This is a genomic window from Sphingomonas sp., assembly GCF_030145815.1.
In the GTDB taxonomy this organism is placed as follows: Bacteria; Pseudomonadota; Alphaproteobacteria; order Sphingomonadales; family Sphingomonadaceae; genus Sphingomonas.
Map to the genome: position 1 here is coordinate 1 of NZ_JAIXHL010000006.1, position 26,592 is coordinate 26,592.

General features: G+C 64.6%; 29 protein-coding genes. 11 read left to right on the forward strand and 18 right to left on the reverse strand.

Features of this window, described 5'->3' with window-relative positions:
* Positions 1-121 precede the first annotated feature (121 nt).
* From KYX69_RS06570 to KYX69_RS06590, 5 genes are all read right to left on the reverse strand, one after another.
* On the reverse strand, positions 122-2,671 hold the full coding sequence (locus tag KYX69_RS06570) for a strawberry notch-like NTP hydrolase domain-containing protein (protein WP_300495234.1): 2,550 nt from the start codon (positions 2,669-2,671) through the stop codon (positions 122-124).
* Positions 2,672-2,718: 47 nt separating this feature from the next.
* Entirely contained in the window at positions 2,719-2,934 is a 216-nt protein-coding gene (locus tag KYX69_RS06575) for a DUF6117 family protein (RefSeq protein WP_300495236.1), read from the reverse strand.
* On the reverse strand, positions 2,921-3,439 hold the full coding sequence (locus KYX69_RS06580; RefSeq protein ID WP_300495238.1) for a hypothetical protein: 519 nt from the start codon (positions 3,437-3,439) through the stop codon (positions 2,921-2,923). Before KYX69_RS06580 ends, KYX69_RS06575 begins: the two co-directional genes overlap by 14 nt.
* A gap of 68 nt (positions 3,440-3,507) precedes the next feature.
* Entirely contained in the window at positions 3,508-5,604 is a 2,097-nt protein-coding gene (locus KYX69_RS06585; RefSeq protein ID WP_300495240.1) for a ParB N-terminal domain-containing protein, read from the reverse strand.
* A 127-nt stretch (positions 5,605-5,731) separates the two neighbouring features.
* Positions 5,732-6,925 (reverse strand): DUF932 domain-containing protein, encoded by a 1,194-nt coding sequence (locus KYX69_RS06590; protein ID WP_300495242.1) that lies wholly within the window; start codon positions 6,923-6,925, stop codon positions 5,732-5,734.
* Between the two features lie 718 nt (positions 6,926-7,643).
* Between KYX69_RS06590 and KYX69_RS06595 the strand changes: the two genes are divergently transcribed.
* From KYX69_RS06595 to KYX69_RS06605, 3 genes are all read left to right on the forward strand, one after another.
* Entirely contained in the window at positions 7,644-8,264 is a 621-nt protein-coding gene (locus KYX69_RS06595) for a hypothetical protein (protein WP_300495243.1), read from the forward strand.
* Complete coding sequence (locus KYX69_RS06600) at positions 8,261-8,605, forward strand: ArsC family reductase (RefSeq protein ID WP_300495656.1); 345 nt, start codon at positions 8,261-8,263, stop codon at positions 8,603-8,605. The genes KYX69_RS06595 and KYX69_RS06600 overlap by 4 nt, the downstream gene beginning before the upstream one ends.
* 65 nt (positions 8,606-8,670) lie before the next feature.
* Complete coding sequence (locus tag KYX69_RS06605; RefSeq protein WP_300495246.1) at positions 8,671-9,105, forward strand: sugar transporter; 435 nt, start codon at positions 8,671-8,673, stop codon at positions 9,103-9,105.
* A gap of 19 nt (positions 9,106-9,124) precedes the next feature.
* On the opposite strand, the gene KYX69_RS06610 is transcribed toward KYX69_RS06605, so the two are convergent.
* Genes KYX69_RS06610 through KYX69_RS06620 form a run of 3 tightly spaced genes read right to left on the reverse strand, consistent with a single transcriptional unit; the run spans position 9,125 to position 10,183 of the window.
* Positions 9,125-9,340 (reverse strand): helix-turn-helix transcriptional regulator, encoded by a 216-nt coding sequence (locus KYX69_RS06610; RefSeq protein ID WP_300495248.1) that lies wholly within the window; start codon positions 9,338-9,340, stop codon positions 9,125-9,127.
* A complete protein-coding gene (locus KYX69_RS06615) occupies positions 9,333-9,764 on the reverse strand; it encodes a hypothetical protein (RefSeq protein WP_300495250.1) in 432 nt (143 codons plus the stop codon). Before KYX69_RS06615 ends, KYX69_RS06610 begins: the two co-directional genes overlap by 8 nt.
* A 2-nt stretch (positions 9,765-9,766) precedes the next feature.
* Positions 9,767-10,183: a hypothetical protein gene (locus KYX69_RS06620; RefSeq protein ID WP_300495252.1), complete on the reverse strand. Its 417-nt coding sequence runs from the start codon at positions 10,181-10,183 to the stop codon at positions 9,767-9,769.
* Between the two features lie 126 nt (positions 10,184-10,309).
* Between KYX69_RS06620 and panB the strand changes: the two genes are divergently transcribed.
* The 5 genes from panB (at position 10,310) to KYX69_RS06645 (ending at position 15,446) form a co-directional block, all read left to right on the forward strand.
* Positions 10,310-11,170: a 3-methyl-2-oxobutanoate hydroxymethyltransferase gene (panB, locus tag KYX69_RS06625; protein WP_300495659.1), complete on the forward strand. Its 861-nt coding sequence runs from the start codon at positions 10,310-10,312 to the stop codon at positions 11,168-11,170.
* 74 nt (positions 11,171-11,244) lie between these two features.
* Positions 11,245-11,949, forward strand: a complete 705-nt coding sequence (locus KYX69_RS06630) for a tetratricopeptide repeat protein (protein WP_300495254.1) — start codon at positions 11,245-11,247, stop codon at positions 11,947-11,949.
* A complete protein-coding gene (locus KYX69_RS06635) occupies positions 11,946-13,268 on the forward strand; it encodes a PQQ-like beta-propeller repeat protein (protein ID WP_300495257.1) in 1,323 nt (440 codons plus the stop codon). Before KYX69_RS06630 ends, KYX69_RS06635 begins: the two co-directional genes overlap by 4 nt.
* A gap of 294 nt (positions 13,269-13,562) precedes the next feature.
* A complete protein-coding gene (gene der / locus KYX69_RS06640) occupies positions 13,563-14,927 on the forward strand; it encodes a ribosome biogenesis GTPase Der (RefSeq protein WP_300495260.1) in 1,365 nt (454 codons plus the stop codon).
* Positions 14,928-15,011: 84 nt separating this feature from the next.
* On the forward strand, positions 15,012-15,446 hold the full coding sequence (locus KYX69_RS06645) for an Hpt domain-containing protein (protein WP_300495263.1): 435 nt from the start codon (positions 15,012-15,014) through the stop codon (positions 15,444-15,446).
* Between the two features lies 1 nt (position 15,447).
* On the opposite strand, the gene bfr is transcribed toward KYX69_RS06645, so the two are convergent.
* The 6 genes from bfr to purL form a co-directional block, all read right to left on the reverse strand.
* A complete protein-coding gene (bfr, locus tag KYX69_RS06650; protein ID WP_300495266.1) occupies positions 15,448-15,927 on the reverse strand; it encodes a bacterioferritin in 480 nt (159 codons plus the stop codon).
* A gap of 105 nt (positions 15,928-16,032) precedes the next feature.
* Complete coding sequence (locus KYX69_RS06655) at positions 16,033-16,203, reverse strand: (2Fe-2S)-binding protein (RefSeq protein ID WP_300495269.1); 171 nt, start codon at positions 16,201-16,203, stop codon at positions 16,033-16,035.
* 76 nt (positions 16,204-16,279) lie between these two features.
* Entirely contained in the window at positions 16,280-17,521 is a 1,242-nt protein-coding gene (locus KYX69_RS06660) for a DUF418 domain-containing protein (RefSeq protein ID WP_300495272.1), read from the reverse strand.
* Positions 17,522-17,582: 61 nt separating this feature from the next.
* Positions 17,583-18,257 carry a nitroreductase family protein gene (locus tag KYX69_RS06665; RefSeq protein ID WP_300495274.1) on the reverse strand — a complete coding sequence of 225 codons (675 nt, stop codon included), beginning with the start codon at positions 18,255-18,257 and terminating at the stop codon, positions 17,583-17,585.
* Positions 18,250-18,666 (reverse strand): hypothetical protein, encoded by a 417-nt coding sequence (locus KYX69_RS06670; protein WP_300495277.1) that lies wholly within the window; start codon positions 18,664-18,666, stop codon positions 18,250-18,252. The genes KYX69_RS06665 and KYX69_RS06670 overlap by 8 nt, the downstream gene beginning before the upstream one ends.
* A gap of 136 nt (positions 18,667-18,802) precedes the next feature.
* Positions 18,803-21,007: a phosphoribosylformylglycinamidine synthase subunit PurL gene (gene purL, locus KYX69_RS06675; RefSeq protein WP_300495280.1), complete on the reverse strand. Its 2,205-nt coding sequence runs from the start codon at positions 21,005-21,007 to the stop codon at positions 18,803-18,805.
* Positions 21,008-21,138: 131 nt separating this feature from the next.
* On the opposite strand from purL, the gene KYX69_RS06680 reads away from it, so the two are divergent.
* Positions 21,139-21,654: a hypothetical protein gene (locus KYX69_RS06680; protein WP_300495283.1), complete on the forward strand. Its 516-nt coding sequence runs from the start codon at positions 21,139-21,141 to the stop codon at positions 21,652-21,654.
* Here the strand turns inward: KYX69_RS06680 and KYX69_RS06685 are convergent.
* Positions 21,640-23,097 carry a phospholipase D-like domain-containing protein gene (locus KYX69_RS06685; RefSeq protein WP_300495286.1) on the reverse strand — a complete coding sequence of 486 codons (1,458 nt, stop codon included), beginning with the start codon at positions 23,095-23,097 and terminating at the stop codon, positions 21,640-21,642. The two genes, KYX69_RS06680 and KYX69_RS06685, sit on opposite strands and share 15 nt — an antisense overlap.
* A 78-nt stretch (positions 23,098-23,175) precedes the next feature.
* Here KYX69_RS06685 and KYX69_RS06690 point away from each other — a divergent pair, with 78 nt between their 5' ends.
* A complete protein-coding gene (locus KYX69_RS06690; protein WP_300495287.1) occupies positions 23,176-23,550 on the forward strand; it encodes a PAS domain-containing protein in 375 nt (124 codons plus the stop codon).
* Here KYX69_RS06690 and KYX69_RS06695 read toward each other — a convergent pair.
* A complete protein-coding gene (locus tag KYX69_RS06695; protein WP_300495289.1) occupies positions 23,541-23,942 on the reverse strand; it encodes a helix-turn-helix domain-containing protein in 402 nt (133 codons plus the stop codon). The genes KYX69_RS06690 and KYX69_RS06695 overlap by 10 nt on opposite strands.
* 88 nt (positions 23,943-24,030) lie before the next feature.
* On the opposite strand from KYX69_RS06695, the gene KYX69_RS06700 reads away from it, so the two are divergent.
* On the forward strand, positions 24,031-24,879 hold the full coding sequence (locus KYX69_RS06700) for an SDR family oxidoreductase (RefSeq protein ID WP_300495291.1): 849 nt from the start codon (positions 24,031-24,033) through the stop codon (positions 24,877-24,879).
* Between the two features lie 18 nt (positions 24,880-24,897).
* On the opposite strand, the gene arsC is transcribed toward KYX69_RS06700, so the two are convergent.
* Positions 24,898-25,233, reverse strand: a complete 336-nt coding sequence (gene arsC, locus KYX69_RS06705; RefSeq protein ID WP_300495293.1) for an arsenate reductase (glutaredoxin) — start codon at positions 25,231-25,233, stop codon at positions 24,898-24,900.
* Positions 25,230-26,591, reverse strand: a complete 1,362-nt coding sequence (gene accC / locus KYX69_RS06710) for an acetyl-CoA carboxylase biotin carboxylase subunit (protein ID WP_300495662.1) — start codon at positions 26,589-26,591, stop codon at positions 25,230-25,232. The genes arsC and accC overlap by 4 nt, the downstream gene beginning before the upstream one ends.
* Position 26,592: the final 1 nt, after the last annotated feature.

Sequence of the window (26,592 nt, forward strand, 5' to 3'; positions counted from 1 at the left end):
TCTCTAACCCTCATAATATCTGGAGTGAAATCATGGAAAACCGAAGGAAACCTGCGCCTCCCGCCACCACGCTCGACATAAACTGCGACTGCAAAGAATATGTCTAATGTTGAGCTCAACATTACACATATTCCCTGGGGGTCACGTCGCAGCGGACGTCGTTCCATTCGCCCGGATCGATATCGGCGAGCCGGCGCGACAGCAGCGCTTCGCCGGTCGAGACGATTTGGACGACCGAGGCATGACCATCGGCCAAGCCCTGCTCGATCGCCCGGATCAGGGTCGGGGTCTTCATCGCCGTGATCAGGTGATTGAAGAAGCGCTGCTTGCTCGATTCGAAAGCGGAACGGGCCGCAGACTTGGCCTGTGGGTTCAAGGTTCCGTCGCTGCTGCTGGTCACGCCCGAGGCTTCAAGCGCGGCGTCGAGATGGTTGTGGATCACCTGAAACGCCCCGGCGTAGGCATCGTAAATGCGGATCTGATCGGGGGTCAGCTGATGTTCGAGCAGTTCGTACTCAACGCCTTCGTAAGACAGCGACCGGGCTGAATAGAGCCCGAGCGCCTTGAGGTCGCGGGCCAGCACCTCCATCGCCGCGACGCCGCCTGCCTCGATCGCCGCGACGAAATCGGTGCGCTTGTCGAACGGGAAGTCTGCGCCGCCCCACAGGCCAAGCCGCTGCGCATAAGCAAGGTTCTCGACCGTCGTCGCCCCGGTCGCCGAGACGTAGAGCACGCGGGCATCTGGCAGAGCATGTTGCAGCCGCAGCCCTGCGCGGCCCTGCTGCGAGGGTGCCGCATCGCCGCGCTCGCTTTTGCCGCCACCAGCATTCTGCATCGCATGGCTCTCGTCGAAAACAATGACTCCATCGAAGTCGTGTCCCAGCCAATCGACGATCTGCTGGACCCGGGAAACCCGTCCATCGCGCGCATCGCTGCGTAGCGTGGCATAGGTCGTGAAAAGGATGCCCTGCTCAAGCCGGATCGGCGTACCCTGGCGAAAACGGGCGAGCGGAGACACCAGCAAGGGTTCCTGTCCCAATGCGCGCCAGTCGCGCTGGGCATCCTCGAGCAGCTTGTCGGACTTCGAGATCCAGACCGCACGGCGGCGGCCCTTGAGCCAATTGTCGAGAATGATTCCGGCAACCTGGCGACCCTTGCCCGCGCCGGTGCCATCGCCAAGGAACCAGCCCTTGCGAAAGCGGACGGCAGTTTCGCAATCGTCGGGTGCGGCCTCGACCTTGTCGTAGGTTGCATCGACGGTCCAGCGCCCTTCGAGATGCGCGGAATGGGCTTCGCCGGCATAGATCGCCGATTCCAGCTGTGCGTCGGAGAGCAGCCCCTGTTCAACGAGGCCGGAAGGCAAGTGAGGACGGTAGCTCGGCTTGGGCGGCGCGACCGAGGCCATGGCGGCGGATTGTACCAGCATGGTCGGGTGCGGCTGCGCGCCCGGGATGCGCAGCGACTGGAACGCATAGGGCTCGTAGAGCGTGTCGCTCAACCGGGCCGTTGCGTCGTCAGACCAGTTCGCGGTCTCATAGGCGAGTTCCACGCCGCACGGTTCGGGTGAAGGTACGGCCGAAAGATTCGTCCGGGCAGCGGGGGCGGAAGGCTTCACGCGCTGCGCACTGGGCGCTGGAATTGATGCGACAGCCAACGGCGAACGTGGTGGAAGGTCAGCGATGAGCCAGCGCAGCAGCGCCGCCAGGTCGGGAGCCATGCCCGGTGTGGCCGGGAACGAGGTGGGATCGATGGCGGGCATCTTGTCGATCACCGTCAATCGCGTCTCGAAGGTCGTGCCGTGCGCCGCATAGACTGCGCCTGCGATCGGCGCGGTGAAGACGACCCGCGCCTTCTCCTGCAGGCGGACGAATGCACTCCGCCATGCATTATGCTCGGGCGAGCAATTCGCGCCGGTGATGGCGACCAGCCTGCCGCCATCGGCAAGGCGGGACACTGCGGACGACAGATGCCGGAATGCTGTGTCGGCAACGCGGGCCTCGATGCCAAGCGCCGCCGAGAATGGCGGATTCATAACGATGCAGGTTGGGACGATGGCAGGGTCGAGCCGATCATGGATCTGCGCCGCGTCGTGGGCGGTGACAGGGCTGTCGCCGAACAGTTGGCGCAGCAACGCGGCCCGTACATCGGCGACTTCGTTCAAAGCCAACCTGCTCGCGCCCAGTTCGGCCTGAATGGCAAGCATGCCCGTGCCCGCCGAGGGTTCGAGCACCAGTTCGCCGGGGACGAAGCTGGCGGCGAACCCCGCGACCCAGGCCAGTCCGAGCGGCGTCGAGAACTGCTGGTATGCCTGCATCTCCTCGCTGCGCCGGGTCTGGGTGGGCGCGAGGGCCGCAATGCGCTCGACCAGTTTCAGCCGGTCGAACGGGTCGGCGGACTTGGCATGGATCGCCGGTCCATAGCGGCGCATGCACAGCACTTGGGCGACCTCGACTGCTTCGTAGGCGGCCTTCCAGTCCCAGGCGCCGCTGGCGTCACTGGCGCCGAACGCCGATTGCATAGCGGTGCGGACGGCTGAGGCGTCGATACGGCGACCTGCGGCAAGATGCCCGAGCAGGTCATGGGCAGCAGCGACGATGGCTGCGGCGATCTGAACGAGGTTGGAGACGGCAAGCGGGCGCAGGGAAGCGCCCGCCAAAGGCAGGTTGGTCATGGGATTGTCCTTTGAATGAATGGCTTGGAGGCGAAGCGGACCCGCGCTCAGGCAGGCGGGATATAGGCTTCGTAGGGATTGCCGGGAGCGAGATGGCCGAATGGCGTCATCACGTAATCGTCGTCATTGCGACCCACGGCACAGAGGACGAAGCGGGTCTCGCCGGTATCGACCTCGGTGCATTCCATCAGCGCAAGATCACCGGCCTCGGCGGCCTTCAGCAGCGTTTCGAAATTGCGGCGCGCATAGTCAGGAATGGCCATGACCGATCTCCCCATTGGCCTGCGCTTCGGCGTAGAAGCGGTCGAACAGCGTGTGCGTCGATTCCGACCGGACGGTGCCGGCAGTGATCAGCATGGCGAGCCCGCCGAAGCCATCAGGGCGCATCTTCGAGCAACTAAACGCCATGGTGACGGTCAGATGGTCGAGATCGGGTGACCTTCGGATGATGTCCTGCAGCACATCGGCCCAGAGATCGCCGCACATGTCGAGATCGATGTCGTCTTCGCCGAGGATAGCGTCAGGCTGCTCGTCGATCAGCTTCTGCGCGAGCCGACTGGTTTCCGGCATCGCGGCTTCAAGCGCTGCACGAACTTCGTTGGCGGGCAGCGAGATCAGGTCGTTCGCGCCATCCTCGCTGAAATAGTATGCGGTCTCGCCAATCAGCTCTTCATCGAAAACCTGTGCGAGGAAAATGCGTTCGATCGGCACCATCGCGGCAAGCGGGATCACCGGATCGATCACGGTGGGCGTGAAATAGTCAGCCATGACATGGCTCCTTGATGAAATTGGGGATGGAGGTTGGCGGGGCGACCGGAGCCGCCCCGCGCAGCCATTCATTCGGCGGCGATCGCCACAGGATCGAATTCGCTGTCGTATTCGCCGTCCTCGTCGCTGAGGAAGTCGGGCAGTTCGGCGCTTTCGACTTCCGGATCGGCGACAGGCAGCCGCAGCGGTTCGGGCAGCCAGCCCGTGCCATCGAGCAGGCGTTCGGCTTCCCGCGCCATGTCTCCCTTCTTGAGGTGCTCGATCAGCACGGCGGTTGCATCGCCCTTGGCTTCGCGCACGGCCTCGATGATCCGCGGCTTGGTGACGCGGCCGAGATAATTGTCGACCGTTGGCGTCCAGCCCGCCTGCGCCATGTCGAGCCCGACCACCGTCGCCAGCGCATCAGCCGCCGCGATCCGCTGGGCCACGCCGTGCGCCGAGATGCGCCCGTCATATCCCTTGGTCGGCTCGAACAGGGCGTTTACGCCGAGCGACACGCAATGGGCGAGGAGCGCCATCTGCGCGTCGTTCGGCATGGCGGCGAGTGCATCCCAAAGTGCCTGCGGTTCGTCGGGCAGCTTTTCGCCCCATTTTTCGTGCCGTGCCTGGACCTTCTTGCTCCAGCTGCTCTCGCGCAAGTTCGGGGCGACATTGCCGAGCCAGGCCTGGGTGACGCCGATCTGCACGCAGCCATGGGTGCTATGCGAGCGGAACACGGACAGGGTGAGTGCATGCAGCAGAGCGAGGAAGGCCGCTTGCGGGTCGTTGGCCACGGCATCGCGCAGCGCCACCGTGCGTTCGGCGGTCAGCTCGGAAATGAGCCGATCGGGCAACGGACGAATGGCGTCGTCTTCGTCGTCAGTCATGCCGGCATCCTGCATCTGGCCGCCGACCATGACGGTCGCGCTCTCGAACGTGCCTCCATCGCCCCCGGCTTCGTCCGCATTTTGCCCTTCGGCAAGGGGCTCATCGTCGGGCCGGACATAGCCGCGATCGATCCGCAGTCGTCCGTCGTGCGCCAGCGATACGAACACGCCAGCGCGAGCCTGCTCATCCGGCTCATAGCTAACCGGGCGGCAATTGAGCGCGGTCAGTTCGGCGTCGATCTCGGTCAGCCGGGCGTCGACTTCGTCGGGCAGGTCACAGCCATCGCGATATTCCTCGCCGATCGCATCATATTCCTCGACCAGCAAATCGAGCCGCGCCTGCTCTTCGTCAGTCAGTGGAACGGTGGTGCCGTTGATGCGGCGTTTGCCGCGTTCGCAGCCGAACGGCAGATCGATGGCGGCCTCGACCCATTTCCAGCCTTCGGCGCCGATTTCCCGGGCGATCTCGGAGAACTTTTCCGAAACAAGCAGTTCAACCAGCGCCGGATCCTGCAGCCAGCCATCGTCGTCCGACGAGAACAGGTCGCGCATCACATAGCCGCCGGCCTCGGTGTAGGCGTCGAGCCCGATGAAGCGCACGCGGCGGTCGCTCGCGGCAATGGCATCTTCGGTCAGCAGGCGACGAATCTGGTAAGCGGGCGCATGGTGCCCCTGATTGACCTGTTCCCAGATCTGCTCCTGGCGGGCATGGTTGTCGGTGACAGTGAAAGCCATGAGCTGTTCGAGCGTCATGCCGTCGTCGGCGTAGGCGTCGAGCAGGCTGGGCGCGACCGAAGCGAGCCGCAGACGCTGCCGCACGGTCGAGACTGAGACGAAGAACCGCGCTGCGATGTCTTCTTCAGACAGCCCGGCCTCGATCAGCGCGCTGAAGGCGCGGAACTGGTCGAGCGGGTGAAGGCCCTCGCGCATGACGTTTTCAGCGAGCGAGTCTTCCTCGGCGATGCCGGCCTCGCGCAACACGCAGGGCACGGGCTGGTCCTTTGCCATCCGCTTGGTCTTGACCAGCAGTTCGAGCGCGCGGAAGCGGCGGCCACCAGCAGGCACCTCGAACTGGCCGGTTTCCTCACCATCGGCATCGACGATCGCGCGGACATTGAGGCTCTGAAGCAGGGTCCGGCGATAAATATCGTCGGCCAGATCCTCGATCGAGATGCCGACCTTCACGCGCCGGACGTTCTTCTGGCTCAGCACCAGCTGGGAAAAGGGGATGTCTCGCGATGAACTGAGCACGAGCTTGGGCAATGGCTTGGCCGGGGACTTGGTTTGAGACTTGGTCATGGGTGTTCTCCATGACGGGCCGCCGGGAGCCTCTCTCTCGGCCTCGACCCGTCACGAAGCGAAGCGCCGCCCTCTCACTTTCGGAGAAGGCAGCGCCACGCGGGAGAACAGACAGGATGAACCCAGATCAATGGACCCGGTCGAGCAGCTTCTTGGCCTTGCCTTCCATGTCGAGCCGGGCATCCTGATGGGCCTTGCTGCGGGCGAGCGCGGTAATGCCCTGCACGAAATCGAAGATCGATTCGGGCGGGCGACCTTCCTCGGCGAGGACGGTCTCGATGATCTTGCCGGTCTCTGCCTTCGAGAAGCCGCGCGCCCGCAGGAAATCGCTGCGATCCTCGTCGGTGCGGGCGACGATCCGCTCGCGGGCCGCCTTGATCCCGTTGACGAAGGGCAGCGGCGAGGAGTTGGCGAAGCCTTCCAGCGCCGGCGCGGCTTCGTGGGCGAAGCGGTTGGCGGCATACTTGCTGTGCCGGATGCTGATCTCCTCGAAGTCCTCGACGCCCCAGAGGTTCCGGTTCTGGCAGACCGCGCGCAGGTAAAAGCTTGCCATGCCGAGCGTCTTCGCACCGACCTCGGAGTTCCAGCAGTAGAAGCCGCGGAAAAAGAGATCGGGCGATCCGTCGGGCAAACGGCCTGCTTCGATCGGGTTGAGATCATCGACCAGGAACAGGAACACGTCACGGTCGGAGGCGTAGAGCGTAGTCGTGTCCTTCGAAATGTCTACACAAGGATTGTAGATCCCGGTCGACCAGTCGAGCACGCCGGGCACCTTCCAGCGGGTGTCGCCGGCGCCATTGCCCGCGATCCTCTGCACGGCTTCGACGAGTTCGTGGTCGTAGATCCGACCGTAGTCCGGGCCGGTCACGGCGCGCAGTTCCACGTGGCCATTGTCGGTTTCCAGCGTCTTGATCTGCTCGGCCCGGTTCGAGGTCAGGCCGTATTGCAGGTTGATCGCGGCGAGCGGGGCGGGGAGTTGACGCAGATAGGCTGCGGGAGCGCCGACCTGGCTGGCCAGTTGCCCGAAGCTCCAATGGGTCGGTGCCACGGGGGCATCGGCACCGGGCAGTATCAGCGACAGGCGCTCGGGATCGTTTCGGCTCGCTTCGACATGGATCAGCGCGGACTCGACCACGCGGGTCCGGCTGCGCTCTGACCGGCTTCGTACCGAGCGGGCCAGATCGCCGAGTGACAGATACCGCTCATCGTCGGGCCGCGAGAACCATTCGGATGACACCCGCCCAACGCGCTGGCCGCGGAAAACATCGACTTTGTAGCCACCGCCAACGTCGCGAGGCCCATCGAGAACATGCATGTTCATGAGAAAATCTCCATGACGGGCGGCCGGGAGCCTCTCTCTCGACCCTCATCCCGTCACGGCGAAGCCCGCGATCCTCTCACTCCAACCTGCTCATGCTGATGGTCGTACGAGCGGCCAGCGAAGTTGGCGCAGCAAAAAAACCGCACCCTGAAGGGAGGCGAGGATCGCTCGCCCTTGCCCGTGCAGGCGGAAAGGCGGGGCTTGTCGGCTTTCATCGCCTGCACATGAAACCATGGCCGCCGGTTCAGAGTGCGCGCGGGGCCTCCCATCTCAAATGCCGCGCCCTCAGGAGCAGGGCCGACGGGCCTGCGGGACAGAGCGCGTCAACAGCCCCGCTCAGCTTCTCGGGGCGTTGCGGGGTATCCCCGCAGAAGGGGTAGCCGGAGACGCAAGGCGGCTTCGGCACAGGGGAAGACCTTCCCCCGATTTGCAGCTGAATTTTAGGCGGTGCCAACGCCAATACACTTTAAAGATGACGGTAAAATGCTACATGACGATTCGTCATTCGATGCCATCTTACACAAATGAATTTTTTCGGCTCGATTGCCGATTGTCATCGATAGGCATCGAAACCTCCGCTTCGAATTCCCGGGCATATTTCTCAGTAAAAACATAAGGTTAGAAATATGACGGACCAATCTTCGGCAAACTTTCTGCAAAATATTTTTTTCACGCTTTATTTCAATGACTTGAATATGCTCGGAACAATCGAATGGGAATGATCCGTTTCGCAAGCCTGACCGTGCCGATGCTGCTCGCCGCGTGCGGCGGGACATCGCTGCCCAACGCCGCGGCGCCGAATGAAGCGGCAACGGCAGAAGCCGTCGTCAACGAAAGCGAAGCTGCGGACGGCAATATGGCGGCTCCCGCCGATGCAACCACGCCGCTGCTCAATCTCGCACCAGAGGCGCTGAGCCTGGTCGACCCGCAAACCGGGCGTGCCCGTGAGCTGGCGTTCGGGACCGCGCGTGCACTGACAGTGACCGGCGCCACTGCGGCGCTGGGCAAGCCGAGCGACACCGGCCGCAATGAAGAGTGCGGTGAAGGGGCGATGGAGTTCGTCGAATTCGGCGGGCTGACCCTGTGGTTCCAGCAGGACAAGTTTGTCGGCTGGTTCCTTGACGGCGCAAAGCCGAAGCTGACCACGGCGACCGGCGCGGGTATCGGATCGACGCGCAAGCAGGTCGCGGATGCACTGGCGATCAGCGATGTGCCCGACAGCTCGCTGGGTCGCGAATTTGCGACCGATAAGGGCGATTTTTCCGGCCTGCTCGATGGTGCGGGTGATGGGGCCAAGGTGACCGCGCTCTGGTCCGGTCAGACGTGCATCTTCCGATGATCGCGCTTTACGGCATCCCCAACTGCGACACGGTCAAGAAGGCGCGGACCTGGCTCGACGCCAACGGCATCGCCTACGCTTTCCATGACTATAAGAAGGAAGGCGCGGACCCAGCGCGGCTCGCGAAATGGGCCCAGGCGGTGGGGTGGGAGCCGCTGCTCAACCGCGCCGGCACGACCTTTCGCAAGCTCGACGAGGCCGACAAGGCGGATATCGACGCGGCCAAGGCGCTGTCGCTGATGGCGGCGCATCCTTCGCTGATCAAGCGACCGGTGGTCGAATATCGCGGCGGGCTGCTGGTCGGGTTCAAGCCGGACCAATGGGCGGCAGCGTTGCTGTAACGAAATGATTGGCAAGCGCGCGGTTTAGGATAGTCTCTCCCGATTGAAGCAAAGGGGAGGGCAAGATGACCGAAGGGGCGTCGAAGGCACCGGTGTGGTTCACCGTCGGGGCTATAGTGTTGATCCTGTGGGGCCTGATGGGCTGCGCGTCGCTCTACATGCATTTCGTCATGGGCCCGGGTGATGGGGCTGGCACAACCGACTATGACCGGCAGCTCTATGCATCGCTCCCGACATGGTATGGCGTGGTTTACATTGTCGCAGTGCTCAGCGGACTGCTCGGTGCGATCATGTTGCTCATGCGCCGGTCTGCTGCGGTCATGCTGTCCGCACTTTCGGTGGTGGCCGTGATCATCCAGTTTGGCTGGCTGTTCGTCGCGACCGACATTCTCGCCGTGCGGGGGGCCTGGGTTGCCTATTTTCCCATGTTCATCCTGCTGGTGCAGCTGTTCCAGCTCTGGTTCGCGAACAGGGCAAAGGGCAAGGGCCTGCTGCGGTGAAACCCGGAAGGGAGGGGGATTACTCCCCCGCCCACTGGAATACCTCCTCGAGCGGCTTGTCGAAGGCGCGGGCGATGCGGAATGCGGTTTCGAGCGTGGGGGAGTATTTCCCCTGCTCGATCGCCGCGATCGTCTGGCGGGTGACGCCGACCCGGTCGCCCAGCTCGGCTTGCGTCATCTCACCGGCCATGAAGCGCAGCATCCGAATGCGGTTGGCGATCGGGGGGTTAGCCATGCCAGCCCCGCCGATAGCTGGCGACGATGACCGCGTCGCGCACGATTTCGGCGATGATGATTGCGGCCAGCGCCGAGTTGGCGACCGCCCAGCCGGTGTCGGTCAGCGGCAGCATCACGCCGACCCATAGCATCAGGCCGAGCAGGACATAATAGCCGATGGCTGCGCCGCGCCGCGCGATCGATCGGTCGCGCTCGTCGGGCTTGGCACGCGCCTCGACTCCCATCTGTGCCCGGAGTGTCAGCCAGCCCGAGCCGAGGATTAGCAGCCGCACCACGGTGGCTGCACCGAACAGTGCGACATAGGTCAGCGTTTCCAGCCGACCCGGAGCGGGATCGACCATCCCGACTCCGATGAAATATCCGCCATAGGCAATCACCATGCCGATGAGTTCGAGCCAGGCGAGCTTCTCACGATAAGCCATTGTCAAACTCCCTTGCGATAGCCGAGCGCGGTGGCGCCGAACCGGACCGCCTCAGCGAGGATGAAAGCGCCTGCCAGCGCGAAGATCGTGTCCGGCCCATGCAGGCCGAAGTGCAGCCAGACGATCACTGCGGCGACGCCGAGAATCAGGGTGAAATAGGCGATCCCCGTCGCGCGCCGACCGACCGCGCGGTCGCGCTCATCAGCCGGGGCATTGGCCTCTTTCGGCGCGCCGATCGCCCAGACCGTCGCCGCGACGATCATCACCGCCGCCTGCGCGATCGTCGCGGCGATGAACGGGCCGAGCATCGCCAGCCCGCGCGCTTCGTGCGGGATCTGGACGAGGATGACGAAGAACGCGCCCCAGATCAGCACGGTGCTGAGAAACGCCACCCAGGCAATTTTTTCGCGAAACGCCATGCGCTTCCTCCCATGTAAGGTTAATGCGACTCGATGTTATATACAACGAACATTGAGTCAAGATCGCATGACATTGATGCTGTGCCTGCTGGCGCGGTCGCAATGGCCCCGCTAGAGCGCGATCCCATGTCCACGACCTTCACCATCGACACCTCCACCAGCCGCGCGACGCCGACTCCGGCGCCGATGAAGCGGCTGACCGTCCCCGCGATTCAGGCGCGCAAGGGCAAGGAGCCGGTGGTGATGCTCACCGCCTACACCGCGCGCATGGCGCAGCTGCTCGACCCGCATTGCGACGTGCTGCTGGTCGGCGACAGCCTGGGGCAGGTGATCTATGGCCTGCCGTCCACGCTGGCGGTGACGCTCGACATGATGTGCGCGCATGGCGCGGCGGTGGTGCGGGGCAGCTATCATTCGGTTGTCATCATCGACATGCCGTTCGGGAGCTATGAAGCGAGCCCGCAACAGGCGTTCGAATCGGCCGCCCGGATCATGGCGGAGACGGGCGCTGCGGGCGTGAAGCTGGAGGGTGGGGCGGCGATGGCGGAGACGGTCGCATTCCTCACTGCGCGCGGCATTCCCGTAATGGGCCATATCGGCCTGACGCCGCAGGCAGTGAACGCGCTCGGCGGCTATGGCGCGCGCGGGCGCGGCAATGCCGAGTTTGCCAAGATCATCGGTGACGCGCGGGCCGTGGCGGAGGCGGGCGCCTTTGCCATCGTCGCCGAGGGCGTCGTGGAAACGCTGGCGAACGAGATCGTCGCTGCTGTCGGCTGCCCGGTGATCGGTATCGGCGCGTCGGCGCAGTGCGACGGCCAGGTGCTGGTGACCGAGGACATGCTCGGCCTGTTCGAGCGTACCCCGCGGTTCGTGAAGAAGTTCGACGACATGGCTGGCCGCATTTCCGCCGCGGTCGAGGGCTACGCCGCCGCCGTGCGCGATCGGAGTTTTCCGGGCGACGAACAAGTCTATAAGCCGAAGGACTGACGCTTTCGTTTCCCATCCGGCGCGGCTAAGGTCCGCCCCCGCAACCCCCTAATTTCCCCGATGGAGTTTCCCCCTTGGCGCTGAGCCCGCAAAGCAACGATGCCTTTCTGCGTGAGGTCGACGAAGAGCTCCGCAAGGATCAGGCGTTGCACATCTGGCAGAATTACGGACGCTGGATCATCGTCGCGATCGTCGCCGCGCTCGTGGCGTTCGGCGGCTTCCTGTATTGGCAGAGCCATAGCGACGGAAAGCGTGCGGCCGAGGGCGACAAATATGCCGCAGCGTTCAAGGCGCTGGGCGAGAACAAGCCGCAGCTGGCCGAAACGTCGCTGAAGGAATTGGCCGAGTCCAACACCGACGGGTTCAGCGCCAGCGCGCGTTTCACGCAGGCGACCCTGCTGCTGCAGAAGAACGACCTCAAGGGCGCGGCGGCGCTGATGGGCGCGATCGCCGCGGACACCAAAGTGCCGCAGGAGTTTCGCGACCTGGCGCTGATTCGTCAGACCATGATCGAATATGACACGATCAAGCCTGACGTCGTTATTGCCCGACTGGGTGGCCTCGCGGTCAAGGACAGCGCTTGGTACGGCAGCGCGGGCGAGATGCTCGCTGGCGCCTATCTGCGTCAGGGCAAGCGCGCGCAGGCCGGCAAACTATATGGCGAAATCGCCAAGGACGAGGGCGTTCCGCGCTCGATCCGTCAACGCGCGGTTCAGATGGCCGGCGTACTGGGTGTCGACGCGATCGTCGACGAGGGTGAGGACAAGAAAGCACAATGATGAAGTCGGTTCGTATCCCCGTCGCGCTCGCGGCGCTGGTGGCGCTCAGCGCGTGCGGCATCTTCAAGGGCGGCGGCAGCAAGACTCCGGTGCTCGGGCAGCGCGTGCCGATTCTCGCCGGCGAGTCCGGCATCACCGCCGACAAGACGCTCGCCGAGGTTCAGGTCGTGCTGCCGATGGCGACGGTCAACCCGGGTTGGACCCAGCCGGGCGGTAGCGCATCCAAGGTGATGGGCCATCTGGCGCTGGGGCAGACCCCGGTGCGGGCGTGGTCAGCCAAGATCGCGGGGACCACGGGCCGCGTCCGGCTCGCCGCCGCACCGGTCGTGGCTGATGGCAAGCTGTTCGCCGTCGATACCGAAGCGGTCGTTCATGCCTTTGACGCCAATAGCGGCAACAAGCTGTGGTCGCTCGCGACATCGACCGACAAGGAAAATCGCCGGGCGGCATTTGGCGGTGGCGTGAGTGCCGAGGGTGGGCGCGTGTTCGCGACCAACGGGCTGGGCGATGTCGTCGCAATCGATGCGGCTGCCGGGACCGAAGTGTGGCGCAAGAAGCCGGGCGGCCCGCTGCGCGGTGCGCCGACCTTGTTCCTGGGCAACGCCTATGTCGTGTCGCAGGACAATCAGCTGTTCGCGCTGGCACAGGCCGATGGCGCGGTGGTGTGGACCCAGTCGGGCACCCCGGAAACGCAGGGCGTGTTCGGCGTGGCGGCTCCGGCTGCCGCGCAGGGCACGATTGTCGCAGGCTTCTCGTCCGGCGAGCTCAATGCCTATCGCTACGAAAATGGCCGTGCGCTGTGGACTGATACGCTGTCGCGCTCGACCATCTCGACCTCGGTGTCCAGCCTGGTGGATATCGATGCCGAGCCGGTGATCGATCAGGGCCGCGTCTACGCCGTCGGGCAGGGCGAGCGCATGGCGTCGTTCGAACTGGCATCGGGCAACCGCGTCTGGGAACAGAATTTTGCGGGAATTTCGACCCCGTGGATCGCGGGGGAGTGGATTTTCGTGATGACCGACGACGCGCGCCTCGTCTGCATCGCGCGAGGTAGCGGCAAGATCCGCTGGATCAGCCAGATGCGCGCGTGGCGCGATGAAGAGGACAAGAAGGGTCCGATTACCTGGGTCGGCCCGGTGCTGGCGGGTGATCGCCTGTGGCTGGGTAACTCGCGTGGTGAGCTGGTTTCCGTCTCGCCGTCCGATGGCAGCGTGGGATCGACGATCGAAGTCGGCGAAAGGATCAGCCTGTCGCCGATCGTTGCCAACAACACGCTCTACATCCTCAGCGACAAGGGTGAGATCACCGCCTATCGCTGAGGCGCGAGGGTCTGCACTCAGTCAGAACGGGGATCGAGATTGCCCAGGCAAGGCCGCCGGCAAGGAGTGCAGCGCCGCCGCGTAGCTGAACTACGCGCAAGCAAGCGACGCCGTCCGGCGGCCTTGCCTGGGCAACCGCGTAGCGGCGGGCGCCTTTTGGCTCATGGCGTCGTCGCTTGTCGGTCACGATGCTTCGGCATCGCTCCCTCCGCACTCCTCGCCCTGCGCCAAAATCCGCTCCGTCTCGACCCCGCTCTGATTGAGTGCAGACCCTAGTTGCGGTAGGGGGCGCGGATGCGTCTTCCTACCGTAGCGATCATCGGCCGACCCAATGTCGGCAAATCAACCCTGTTCAACCGGCTTGTCGGCAAGCGCCTTGCGCTGGTCGACGATCAGCCCGGCGTTACCCGCGACCGGCGGGAGGGCGACGGCGACCTGCTGGGGTGTCCGTTCCGCATCATCGACACCGCCGGGTTCGAGGATGAAGACCCCGCGAGCCTGCCCGGCCGGATGCGCGCGCAGACCGAGGCAGCGGTGCGCAAGGCTGATGTCGCATTGTTCATGATCGACGCACGCGCGGGCATCACGCCGCTCGACGAGGAGGTCGCACGCTGGCTGCGCAGCTCCGGCACGCCGATCGTGCTGCTGGCGAACAAGGCCGAGGGTCGCGCGGCCGAACCCGGCATTCACGAAGCGATGGCGCTTGGCTTGGGCGATCCGGTGCCCTTCTCGGCCGAGCATGGCGAGGGCATTGCCGACCTGTTCGAAGCGCTACGCCCCTTTATCGACCGTGAGGACGAGGAATTCGAGGAAGACGAGGACGAATCGCCCAACGCGCCGCTGAAGCTGGCGGTCGTCGGTCGCCCCAATGCGGGTAAGTCGACGCTGATCAACAAGCTTTTGGGACAGGATCGCCTGATCACCGGGCCGGAGGCGGGGATCACGCGCGATTCGATCGCGATCGAATGGCTGTGGACCGACGAAGACGGCAATGAGCGTCCGGTGCGCCTGATCGATACCGCCGGCATGCGCAAACGCGCCAAGGTTCAGGAGAAGCTGGAGAAGCTGTCGGTCGCCGACGCGCTGCGGGCGGTGGACTTCGCTGAGGTCGTGGTGCTGCTGCTCGATGCGACCAAGGGGCTGGAGGTGCAGGATCTCAAGATCGCCGACAAGGTGCTGCAGGAAGGCCGCGCGCTCGTCATCGCGCTCAACAAATGGGACGTGGCCGAGAACCAGTCGAGCCTGTTCAACGGCGTCAAGGGCGCGCTGGACGAAGGACTCGCGCAGGTGAAGGGCGTGCCGCTGCTCACTGTGTCCGGCGCAACCGGCAAAGGGCTCGACACGCTGATCAAGGTCGCGTTTGAAACGCGCGAGGCGTGGTCGCGGCGCATCACGACCGGCCAGCTCAACCGCTGGTTCGAACGCGCGATCGAAGCCAATCCGCCGCCTGCGCCCGGTGGCAAGCGGATCAAGCCGCGCTACGTCACCCAGGCCAAGACCCGCCCGCCCAGCTTCATCCTGTTCGGCACGCGGGTCGATCTGCTCCCGCAAAGCTATGAGCGCTATCTGGTCAACAGCATGCGCAAGGAGTTCGGCTTTGGCGCGGTGCCGGTGCGCCTCACCATGCGCCCGTCGAAAAACCCGTTCGACAAGGATTGATTGGGCGCGAGCCCGCTCCACAGGAAAACGGTTTCCTGTCAACCGGACGTTTACCCACTTACCCATATCTGTGATTGCAACGGGTTGCGTAAGCTGGAGGTTGATGTGGCGACGCTCGATGGGGACCGGCTGGTGGACTGGACGGCGTTCGCGCGTGCCCGGACGCAGCTTGGCGCCAATTTCGTGCGGATCTTGGGCTATTTCCAGGAGGACGGCGTCAAGTCGGTCGCGCAGATCGAGGAGGCGATGCGCGCTCACAATGCTGCGGCCATGGTGCTGCCCGCGCACACGCTGAAGGGCGAATCGCGCCAGTTCGGTGCCGAGCCGCTGTCGGAATGTGCCGCCGCGATCGAGGAAATCGCGCGCCAATGCGTCGAAAGCCGCGACGATCCGAGCGAGGCGCTCAAGCTGGTGGTCGAGCTACGCCCGCTGTTTCAGGCGACGCTGGCGTTGCTGGAGCGTGAAGCCAACCCGCTGGTCGAACGGCGCCCGATGTTCGGACGCCGCCCCGCGGCCTGACTCAGCCTTCCTCAGCCTTCGCGTTGAGCTGGATGTAGTTCTGGATGCCCATCCGTTCGATCATCTCGAACTGGGTTTCGAGCGTGTCGACATGTTCTTCCTCGCTGTCGAGGATGCGCTGGAACAGGTCGCGGCTGCCATAGTCGCGGACCTTCTCGCAATGCTCGATCGCGTCGCGGAGCAGCGCGACGGCTTCATATTCCAGCTCCAGATCGGCCTTGAGCGCCTCTTCGACCGTCTCACCGATGCGCAGGCGGCCAAGCAGCTGGAAATTGGGGAGGCCGTCGAGAAACAGGATGCGCTCGGCGAGCATATCGGCATGCTTCATCTCGTCGATCGACTCGTGCCGCTCAAACTCGGCGAGCTTCTTCACACCCCAATGATCGAACAGGCGATAGTGCAGCCAGTACTGGTTGATCGCGGTCAGCTCACCCTTGAGCACCTCGTTCAGATAATCGATGACCTTGGGATCGCCCTTCATGTCGCACCTTTCGCGTTCGGATTTCGAGCGCGAGTATAGCGCGGGCAGGGCGCTTCAGACAGTCAGAAAATGGCGGATTTCTGCGGGTTGGCGAAGATGCGAACGCTACGCAGCAGCGCGCTCGGCATCGATAATGGCTCGCGCAAACGGGACGCACTGGCCGCACTTGGCCTGACGCCCGAGCGCGCGATAGGCCTGGCACGCGCTGATCGCACCGTCGCGCGCCGCAGCGCGGACATCCTTCTCACGAATGGCGTTACAGACGCAGACGACCATGTGACCCTCTCACTCGACATAGCCAAGCTAAGGCGAGTGAGAGTGATTCGCAACAGTTATTGCGTGGCGTTCGCAATCAGCGGGCGAGCGCCCCGCCGGCCATCTCCTGGAGCCGTCCGCGCGCCAGGCTGCGCCACAGCCATTCCAGCGGGCCGTAAGCGAATCGCTCAAGCCACGGCTTCGACCACAGCAAGATCAGCGCCCACACCGCGAACACCACCAGATAGACCTCGGCCCGCGACAAGGCGCCGTAGAAGCCAAGGCCATAGCCGTAAAAGACGGTGGTGCAGATGACGCTGGTCATCAGATAGTTGGTGAACGCCATCCGCCCCGCTGCAGCAAGCCGGTCGGTCAACAACCCGCCCGGGCGCATCAGCAGCACGATCAGGCTGGCCCAGCCCATGATCATCAGCGGGCGGATCGGCGTGGTCAGTACCATCGCCGCCGAGGTCACCTCGAACAGCCCGAAGTCAGACCGGATCATCCATAGCGCGAGCGCCGCATAGGCCGGGATGCCGATCCCGAACCCGATGACAACCCAGCGCCAATAGCGCGACCGCTCCCACTGTCCGGTCAGCATGCCGCTGCGATACGCGGCCATGCCGAACAGCATATAGGCGAGAGTTTCCCAGCCATATTGGATGAGCCCGCCGAGCGGCAGCCATTTCGTTTCCTTGAACCGGTCAACGGCGATGCTCCACCAGTCGCCGCGGTACAGCGCTACCTCCTTGGTAAGCCACGCGCTGGAGGGCTTGCCGAACGCCTCGTTCAGCCCTTCGGCGGCTTTTGCCATTTCCGGCTGGCCAGGGGTCAGCTCCGCCATGGCGACGAGCAGCGGGATGATGGCAGTGACGATGAACTGGGGCACCAGCAGGATGCACCCGACGATCAGCAACGTCTTTACCCGCGCATTACGGAAGAAGAAGGCGATCATGCCGATCAGCGCATAGTGGCTGAGGATATCGCCGAACCAGATCGCCCAGAGATGGACGAGGCCGAAGACGAGCAGCCAGATCATCCGCGCATAATGGACCATGGCCGCGCTTTCGCCCTTTGCGGTTGCGCGCTCGATCACGAGCAGGGTCGATGCGCCGAACAGGAAGGAGAACAGGCCGCGCATCTTGCCGTCGAACAGCACGAAGTTGCCCAACCATGCGGCAAGGTCGATCCCCTGCGATCCGCCATACGCTGCCGGGTTGAAATAGGCGGGCATCGGCATCGCGAAGCCAATGATGTTGAGCAACAAGATACCCAGCACCGCGACGCCGCGAACAGTGTCGAGCGTCAGATGGCGGTCGCCCGCCATGGTTGTGGTCATGAAATGTCTCCCCCCGTGTTAGCGAAGGAATACACCTGTCTGCGCGCCAGCGCCAGCCTCGTCAGAGCCAGCTGGCGATCTGCTCCAGCGGCTTTTTGTGCAAGGCGTGAACCGGGATCGTTGCGTCGGGTGCAGGATGGCCGACGGCTACGATCATCGTCGGCTTTTCGGTGTCGGGGCGTGCGCAGACGCTGTTGAGGAACTTCATCGGATTTGGGGTATGCGTCAGCGTCGCCAGCCCGGCCGCGTGAAGCCCGGTCAGCAGCAGTCCGGTGGCGATCCCGACGCTTTCGGTGACATAGTAATTCTGAAAATCGTCGCCGGGATTGAGACCCCCACGGCGCTGACCGAAGATGACGATGAGGTAGGGTGCGATCTCGAGATACGCCTTGTCGGCATCGGTGCCGAGCGGGGCGAGCGCGCGGAGCCACTCCTCGCCCGCCTTGCCGGCGTAGAATTCGCGCTCCTCCGCCTCAGCGCCTGCGCGAATCGCGGCCTTGCCTGCTGCGCTCTCGACCACGGCGAAATGCCAGGGCTGGTGGTTGGCGCCGCTGGGCGCGCTGCCGGCGGCGCGGATTGCCCATTCGATTGCTTCGCGCGGAATCGGGGTCGAGGCAAAGGCGCGGCAGGAGCGGCGGGTGGCGATGGCGTCGTGGAAGGCGCGGGCAGCGGCGATCCTCTGCGCATCGTCCATCTCGGGATAGCGGCGCCACGCGACCGAGGGTACGTCATCCATTTGTGCGCAATTCCTTGCGGATCATCAGCTTGAGCCCCGACCAGGTTGCGTCCACCGCACAAACCTTCACGTCGACCAAGCCGAGGGGCAGGGCGACCTCACGGATCGTATCCTCGCTGATGTCGGTATCGACCTTCGCGGCTTTCTTGGGCCAGGATACCCAGATGAAGCCGCTGGGCGCGATCAGTTGGCGCAGCGCGTTGAGCTCGCGGTCCAGTATCGCACGCTCGGTCACGAAGACATGCGCCGCGTCGATCCCGGTGCAGGGCGCGGCGAGCACCTCAAGGCCAAGGTCATCGACCTGCGCCTCTTCCCGCACGCTGGCGGGCATATCGGCGATGAACAGCCGCATGCCGGGTTTGAAGCCGAGCTTGTCGGCGAGCGCTGTGGTCGAATAGCCGGCGGTCATTGGTCCCTCCCTCCTGCAGGTCGAAGCGTCGCCCAGTCAGGCGAGGCGGGCAGGAGGGTGACAGATTTAGGCCGTCGGAAAAAGCCCGGCCCCGGGCCGAGCCCGGGGCGATGGTTCAGTCGAGTGTTTGATGGGGTCAGTTGCCCATCAGCGCCGGGAAGAAGCCCTCATGCGCGCTGCGCAGATCGTCGATCGTGACGCACCAATCGCCTTCGTCGAGTTCGAAGATCAGCCGGTCCTTGATCGTGCGGCCCATCGGATCGGCGGGGACATCGGCGGCTGCAGCGGCGGTGAGGAATTCGGTCAATGCTTCATCGGGGACTGTGACGATGTAGAGACCCTGATCCTCGCCGAAGAAACTGCCCGCGATGCCGAAGGGCTGGGCCTGATCGATCGTCGCGCCGATGCCGCTGGCAAGTGCCATTTCGGCAAGCGTGACCGCCACACCGCCGTCGGACACGTCATGAACCGCGTTGACGAGGCCGCGGGTGATCATGTCGCGCACGAAATCGCCCGTGCGCTTTTCGGCCTTCAGGTCGACCGGCGGGGGCGGGCCTTCTTCGCGGCCATGGATTTCGCGCAGCCAGATCGACTGGCCGAGATGGCCCATGCGCTCGCCGACCGCGATGATCGCGTCGCCGGTCGCCTTGAACCCGATCGTCATCGACTTGGACCAGTCGGCGAGGATGCCGACGCCGCCGATCGCGGGGGTGGGGAGGATCGCCGATCCGCCGCCAGTCGCCTTGCTCTCGTTATAGAGCGAGACGTTGCCCGAGACGATCGGGAAGTCGAGCGCGCGGCACGCATCGCCCATCCCCTCGAGACAGCCGACGATCTGGCCCATGATCTCGGGCCGCTGGGGGTTGGCGAAGTTGAGGCAGTTGGTCACCGCGAGCGGGGTCGCGCCGACGCTGGTCAGGTTGCGCCACGCCTCGGCAATCGCCTGCTTTCCGCCCTCCACCGGGTCGGCGAAGCAATAGCGCGGGGTGCAATCGGTGGTCATCGCCAGCGCCTTGTCGGTGCCGTGGACGCGGACCACCGCAGAATCGCCGCCGGGGCGCTGGACGGTGTCGGCGCCGACCATGTGGTCATACTGCTCCCAGATCCAGCGGCGCGAGGCGATGTCGGGCGATCCCATCAATTTGATCAGGTCGGCGGCGATATCGGTCGATTCCGGCTCGTCCGCGAGGTCAGCGGGTTTGGGCGTCGCGACATGCGGGCGGTCGTAGAGCGGCGCTTCGTCGGCGAGCGGGGCGAGGGGGATGTCGGCGACGACATCGCCCTGCCACTTGAGCACCATGCGGCCGGTGTCGGTCACGGTACCGATCACCGCGAAGTCCAATTCCCATTTGCGGAAGATCGCTTCGGCAAAGGCTTCGCGGCCGGGCTTGAGCACCATGAGCATCCGCTCCTGGCTCTCCGACAGCATCATCTCATACGGCGTCATGCCGGTTTCGCGCTGGGGAACATTGTCCATCACCAGCTCGATCCCGACGCCGCCCTTCGACGCCATCTCGACGCTGGACGAGGTGAGGCCCGCCGCGCCCATATCCTGGATCGCGACGATCGCGTCCGACGCCATTAGCTCCAGGCACGCCTCGATCAGCAGCTTTTCGGTGAAGGGGTCGCCGACCTGCACGGTCGGGCGCTTCTCGTCGCTATGCTCGTCGAAATCGGCGCTGGCCATGGTCGCGCCATGGATGCCGTCGCGGCCGGTCTTGGACCCGACATAAACCACGGGATTGCCGATGCCTGCGGCGGCACTGTAGAAAATCTTGTCGGTCTGGGCGACGCCGACGGTCATCGCGTTGACGAGGATGTTGCCGTCATACGCCTTGTGGAAATTGACCTCGCCGCCGACGGTCGGAACGCCGACGCAATTGCCATAGCCGCCGATGCCATGCACCACACCGGAGATGAGGTGCTTCATCTTCGGGTGATCGGGGCGACCGAAGCGCAGCGCGTTCATGTTGGCGATCGGACGCGCGCCCATGGTGAACACGTCGCGCAGAATGCCGCCCACGCCGGTCGCCGCCCCCTGATAGGGCTCGATATAGCTCGGGTGGTTGTGGCTCTCCATCTTGAAGATCGCCGCTTGTCCATCGCCGATGTCGATCACGCCGGCATTCTCACCGGGGCCGCAGATCACCCACGGGGCGGTCGTCGGCAGCTTCTTCAGATGGATGCGGCTCGACTTGTAGCTGCAATGCTCAGACCACATCACCGAAAAGATGCCGAGTTCGGTCAGGTTCGGCTCGCGCCCCATTGCGTGCAGGACACGCTCATATTCCTCGGGCGACAGGCCGTGCTCGGCGACGATTTCGGGCGTGATCTGAGTCATGGCGCGCGCATAGCGGGGACGCGGCGCTACGTCATCCCCCAAGCCACGTGATCGCGGATATCGCTGTGTTGATCGGCTGTTCGACCGCGGGCAGCTCTGATAGCGATGCGGGCGGATCGATGGGGACACCGATGAACCGGATAGAGGCTTGGTATTTGAAGCGGTTTAGGCCGGCCGACGACGGGTATCTGTTCACGCAATGGGGGCATGATGTGCATCTGTCCGCCGAAGAGGTCGCCGCCCTGATGGCCGAGTGGCGCGGGATTTGGCTCAATCCGTTTCTCTGGGGCGGCTGGCTGGCATTGGGAGTGGCGCTTCCCGGCTGGCTGTATCTGCGGGGGTCCGGCATTCCCGCATTCATGCTCGCGCTTCTGTTTGGCGTGATGATGCTGGTCACGCTGGCATATGCCTATGGCCGCGCGAACGAACTCGCCAAGGAGCGTGTGCCGATAAAGGCCGTTCAGTCGTTTCGGACCGGTCAGCCGACCTGGCCGGCGGCGCTTGTTATGGCCGTGTTGACCGGGCAGTGGTTGCTCAAAGCACAAGGCATCTGGTTCTCGGCGTTCGCTGCGGCGTTCGTCCTCAGCACCGCCATCCTGTTGCGCACCTTGTGGCGCTGGTGGCGCGCGCGGTCAGTAGCCGCCTAGCCGCCGCAGCAGTCCGCCCTTGGTCATTGCCTCGAACGGCGATTCGTCGCCCGCATCGAGGATCTGGTTCTCTGCCAGCCATTCTTCGACGCTGTTCAGGTCGGGCACCTCATAGGGGCGCAGTGTTCGCCCGGTGACGCGCAGCGCGTCGACCGCAGCGATCAGCGAACCTTCTTGCTCGATCCGCGCCGCCACCGTCAGCGAATCGGTACCGAGATGTTCGGCGATCAGGCCGTTGCGGATCGCGGCGATGCGGGCCGCCTCGTCCGCGGTGCCCGCAGCGAGTGCCACGTCGCACTCAGTGTCCAGGCCCAGCGAGCGGTTGTTGAAGTTGGAGGATCCGACGCGCAGGAAGCGGTCGTCGATCACCAGCACTTTGGCATGGACATAGATCGCCTCACCCGCTGCGGTGTAGGGGTGGTAGAGGCGCAGTCGGTCGTGCGGATTGCGCTGCTTGAGCGCCTGAAACAGCCGCGCGCGCGCCGTGTCCATCGCGGTCTGCTCCAGCCAGCCATCGGCGCTGCGCGGGTTGACGATCACGAACTCCGGCCCGTCCGGCTCCGCGAGGCGCTTAGCAATCGCCTCGGCTATCGCGCGGGACGCGAAATACTGGCTCTCGGCATAGACAAAGCGGCGGGCGGTCGCGATCAGGTCGAGGTAGAGGCGCTCGATCTCCTGCACCGGGGCCTCGTCGTTGAGCTCGGGCTGGGTCCGTGCAACCGCGACGCGGATGTCGGTGAAGTCCGGCGCCAGTCCGTCAGGCCAACATTCCTGGTCCACTTCGGGGCGCTCGATCCTGTGCCCGCCGGCGCGGTGCCAACGCTCGCGGCACAGATCGCCCAGCATCGCGGCCGCCGGGCCCTGGATCGCCGTGGTGGCATCGTGCCATGGCATATAGGCGTCGCCGCCGGGATTGGTCCGCCCCGGATCGCCATCGGCGTGACCGCGCGTGTCCCAGCGGCCAAGCGTCATGTCGATCCCGCCGCAAAAGGCGATGCAGTCGTCGATCACCACGATCTTCTGATGATGCGACGCCCCGGGTGGGTGGGTCGAGTCGAGCTTGAGATGGATGCGCTTGGCCAGCTTCCACTCGACGAGCGTCTGTAGCGTGCGTCCCCGCAACAAAGATGCGAGCGCCCCGATGTCCCAGCGCAGGATGTGGACCTCCAGCTCCGGAGTCTGCTCCGTGATCCAGCTGATGAACGCGCCCACTTCGCGCGGGGCCTCAGGATGGTCGGGCGGGTCCTCATGGGTCAGCAGGATGCGGGCGTCGAAATCCCACCCGATCAGCAGGATCTGCTTCTTGGCCTTCAGCATCGCCGTGCGGGCGATGCGGAAATAATCTTCGGCATCGACGATGACCGACAGCCGCGTGGCCTCAGCCGTGCGCCAGCAGTTGCGGCCGGGCTCCAGAAGCAGCGAGTCGTCAGAACCGGCGGACATGGCGTTGGCGATACAGTTGGCGGGACAAAAGGTCACGCGTTCACTAGACTTTAGCGAAAGGCTTGGTAACCAGACGCCATGGATGCGACGCCGCAACGCCTGCTCCCGATCCACGCGCGCTGGGAATGCGATCTCAGCGACGATTCGCTCACATGGAGCGATGGTGTGTACGATCTGTTCGGGATCGAACGCGGCAGGCCGGTCACACGCGAAGCCATCGTCGCGATGTATTCGGCCGAATCGCGTGAGGAACTGCGCCGCCTGCGCGCCGCCGCGATTGCCGAGTGCGGCAGCTTCACCTTTGAGGCCAAGATTCGCCGTCCGGACGGTCAGTTGCGCTGGATCCGCGTGACCGCCGACGTCGAAGCGGAAAACGGCGTCGCACGCTATCTGTACGGGACCAAGATCGACGTCACCGACGAGATTATCGCGATGTCGCGTGCTTACGCCTGAGGCGTTCCAGCGTCCGCATCGTGCCCGGCATCGGGCCGCATCTCGACCAGATTGACCTGAATCCACTCGACCAGATCTTCTGCGCGGCGCGCGGCTTCGATGCCCAGCGGGGTCAGGCTGTATTCGACGTGCGGCGGCACCACCGGCAGGCTGTGCCGCGTCAGGAGGCGATTGGCTTCGAGTTGTGTCAGCGTCTGTGCCAGCATGCGCTCGCTGATCCCCCTGATCCGGCGACGCAAGGCGCTGAACCGCAAGGTGCCGGGCTGCAGCGCGACGAGCACCAACAGCCCCCAGCTGCTGGTCAGCTGCCGCAGGATCGTGCGGGTCGGACAATCCGGCGCAAACACGTCGCCCCGGGCGAGCATATCGGCCATGCGCAGACGATCCGACATTTTTACACTTACCTTTTTGTGCGTACTTATGTTTGGTAAGTGTCGGCCTAGATGGATGCGGTCAATACCTGATGAAAAGGAACGACCGATGTTCGCTGTTACCGGAGCTTCGGGCCAATTGGGCCGGCTCGTCGTCGATGCACTGCTGTCCAAAGTGCCGCCGGATCAAATCGTCGCGCTGGTGCGCGCTCCCGACAGCATGAGCGACCTTGCCGCCAAAGGTGTTCACGTCCGATCATTCGATTATGACGCGCCGGAGACGTTGGTCCCGGCGCTGGCGGGGGTGAGCCGATTGCTGCTGATTTCCGGCAACGCGATCGGTAGCCGCGTGCCCCAGCATCGTGCCGTGATCGACGCGGCGAAGGCGGCGGGCGTCGCGTTGGTCGCCTATACCAGCATCCTGAACGCCGATCGCTCCCCGATGCTGCTCGCGGCAGAGCACAAAGCGACCGAGGAAATGCTGGCGGCGAGTGGCATCGACCACGCGCTGCTGCGCAACGGTTGGTACACCGAAAACTATCTGATGGGCGCGGGTGCCGCGATCGCGCATGGCGTATTGCTGGGCAGTTCGGGTGACGGAGCCATTTCGGCGGCGGCGCGGGGCGATTATGCGGAGGCAGCGGCGACGGTGCTGGTACGCGGGCTGACCGGCACGTTCGAACTGGCAGGTGATGACAGCTTCACTCAGTCGGAGCTGGCTGACGCCCTAGCCGCAATTTCGGGCAAGTCGGTCGTGTATCAGAATCTGCCGCAGGCGGAGTATGCCGCTGCGCTGGAACAGGTGGGTCTCCCCGGTCCTTATGCCGCAATCCTGGCAGACAGCGACGCGCGGGCGGCGGAGGGCGCGCTGTTCGACGCCTCGCGCACGCTCAGCCAATTGATCGGTCGCCCAACGACGCCGTGGCGCGAAACGATTGCAACGGCGCTTGCGGGCTGAAGCTAACGGTGCGGGACGTCAGAGGATTTCCCGCACCCGCTCAGGCGGACGGCCCAGCCGCACCCCTTTGTCGGTTTCGACCAGCGGGCGTTCGACCAGGATCGGGTCGGCCACCATCGCGTCGAGGATCGCGTCGTCCGACGCATCCTTGAGCGCCTTTGCCCCGGCCTCCGCGGCGCGCAACCCGTCGCGCGGGGACATGCCGCCCTTGGCATAGAGCCGGGCGAGTTCCTCGCGCGATGGTGGCGTCTTGAGATATTCGATCACCGTCACGGTCGCGCCAGCGTCCTGCAGGATCGCCAGCGCCTCACGCGATTTGGAACAGCGCGGGTTGTGCAGGATCGTGGCGTTCACGCCGCATCCTGCCTGGCCAGCCACTCCTCCAGCCACTTGATCGTGTAATCGCCCTGCTGGAACTCCGGCACGTCGAGCAGCGCCTGATGCAGGGGGATCGTGGTCTTCATCCCGTCGCCCGCGATCACGAACTCTTCGAGCGCGCGGCGCAGGCGGCGCAGCGCACCTTGGCGGGTCGTGCCGTACACGATCAGCTTGGCGATCATGCTGTCGTAATAAGGCGGGATCTTGTAGCCCGAATAGAGGCCGCTATCCACGCGCACGTTCATGCCGCCCGGCGCATGATATTGCGTGACCTTGCCCGGCGAGGGGGCGAAGGTGCGCGGATCCTCGGCGTTGATGCGGCATTCGATCGCGTGACCGCGGAACTGCACATCCTCCTGCCGCAGCGTCAGCGGATGGCCCTCGGCGACGCGGATCTGTTCGCGGACGAGGTCGAGGCCGGTGATCGCCTCGGTTACCGGGTGCTCGACCTGCAGGCGAGTGTTCATCTCGATGAAATAGAACTCGCCATTTTCCCACAGGAACTCGATCGTTCCCGCGCCGCGATAACCCATGTCCGCCATCGCCTTGGCGCAGATCGCGCCGATGCGGTTGCGTTCTTCGGTCGACAGGACCGGGGAGGGGGCTTCCTCGAGCACCTTCTGGTGGCGCCGCTGGAGCGAACAGTCGCGCTCGCCCAGATGGATGGCGTTGCCATTGCCGTCGCCGAACACCTGAATTTCGATGTGGCGCGGGTTGCCGAGATATTTTTCGAGATAGACGGTGGCGTCGCCGAACGCGGCCTTGGCCTCGCGACCCGCCTGCTGCATCAGCGTCTCAAGCTCGTCCTCAGACGTGCAGACCTTCATGCCGCGCCCGCCGCCGCCCGATGCGGCCTTGATGATCACGGGATAGCCCGCCTTGGCAGCAATCGCCTTGGCTTCGTCAAGGTCGCTGATCGCGCCGTCCGAGCCGGGGACGAGCGGCAGGCCGAGCGCACCAGCGGTGCGCTTCGCCTCGATCTTGTCGCCCATGGTGCGGATATGCTCGGGCTTTGGCCCCACGAAGATCAGGTTATGCAGCTCCACGATCTCGGCGAATTTGGCGTTTTCGCTGAGGAAGCCATAGCCTGGGTGAATCGCGTCCGCGCCGCTGATCTCGGCAGCCGAGATGATGTTCGGGATGTTGAGATAGCTGTCTGCAGCGGCCGGCGGGCCGATGCAGATCGCCTCATCCGCCAGGCGGACATGCATCGCGTCGGCATCGGCGGTGGAGTGCACCGCGACCGTCTTGATCCCCATCTCATGGCACGCGCGATGGATGCGCAACGCGATCTCGCCGCGATTGGCGATCAGGAGCTTCTTGATCTCCGGCACG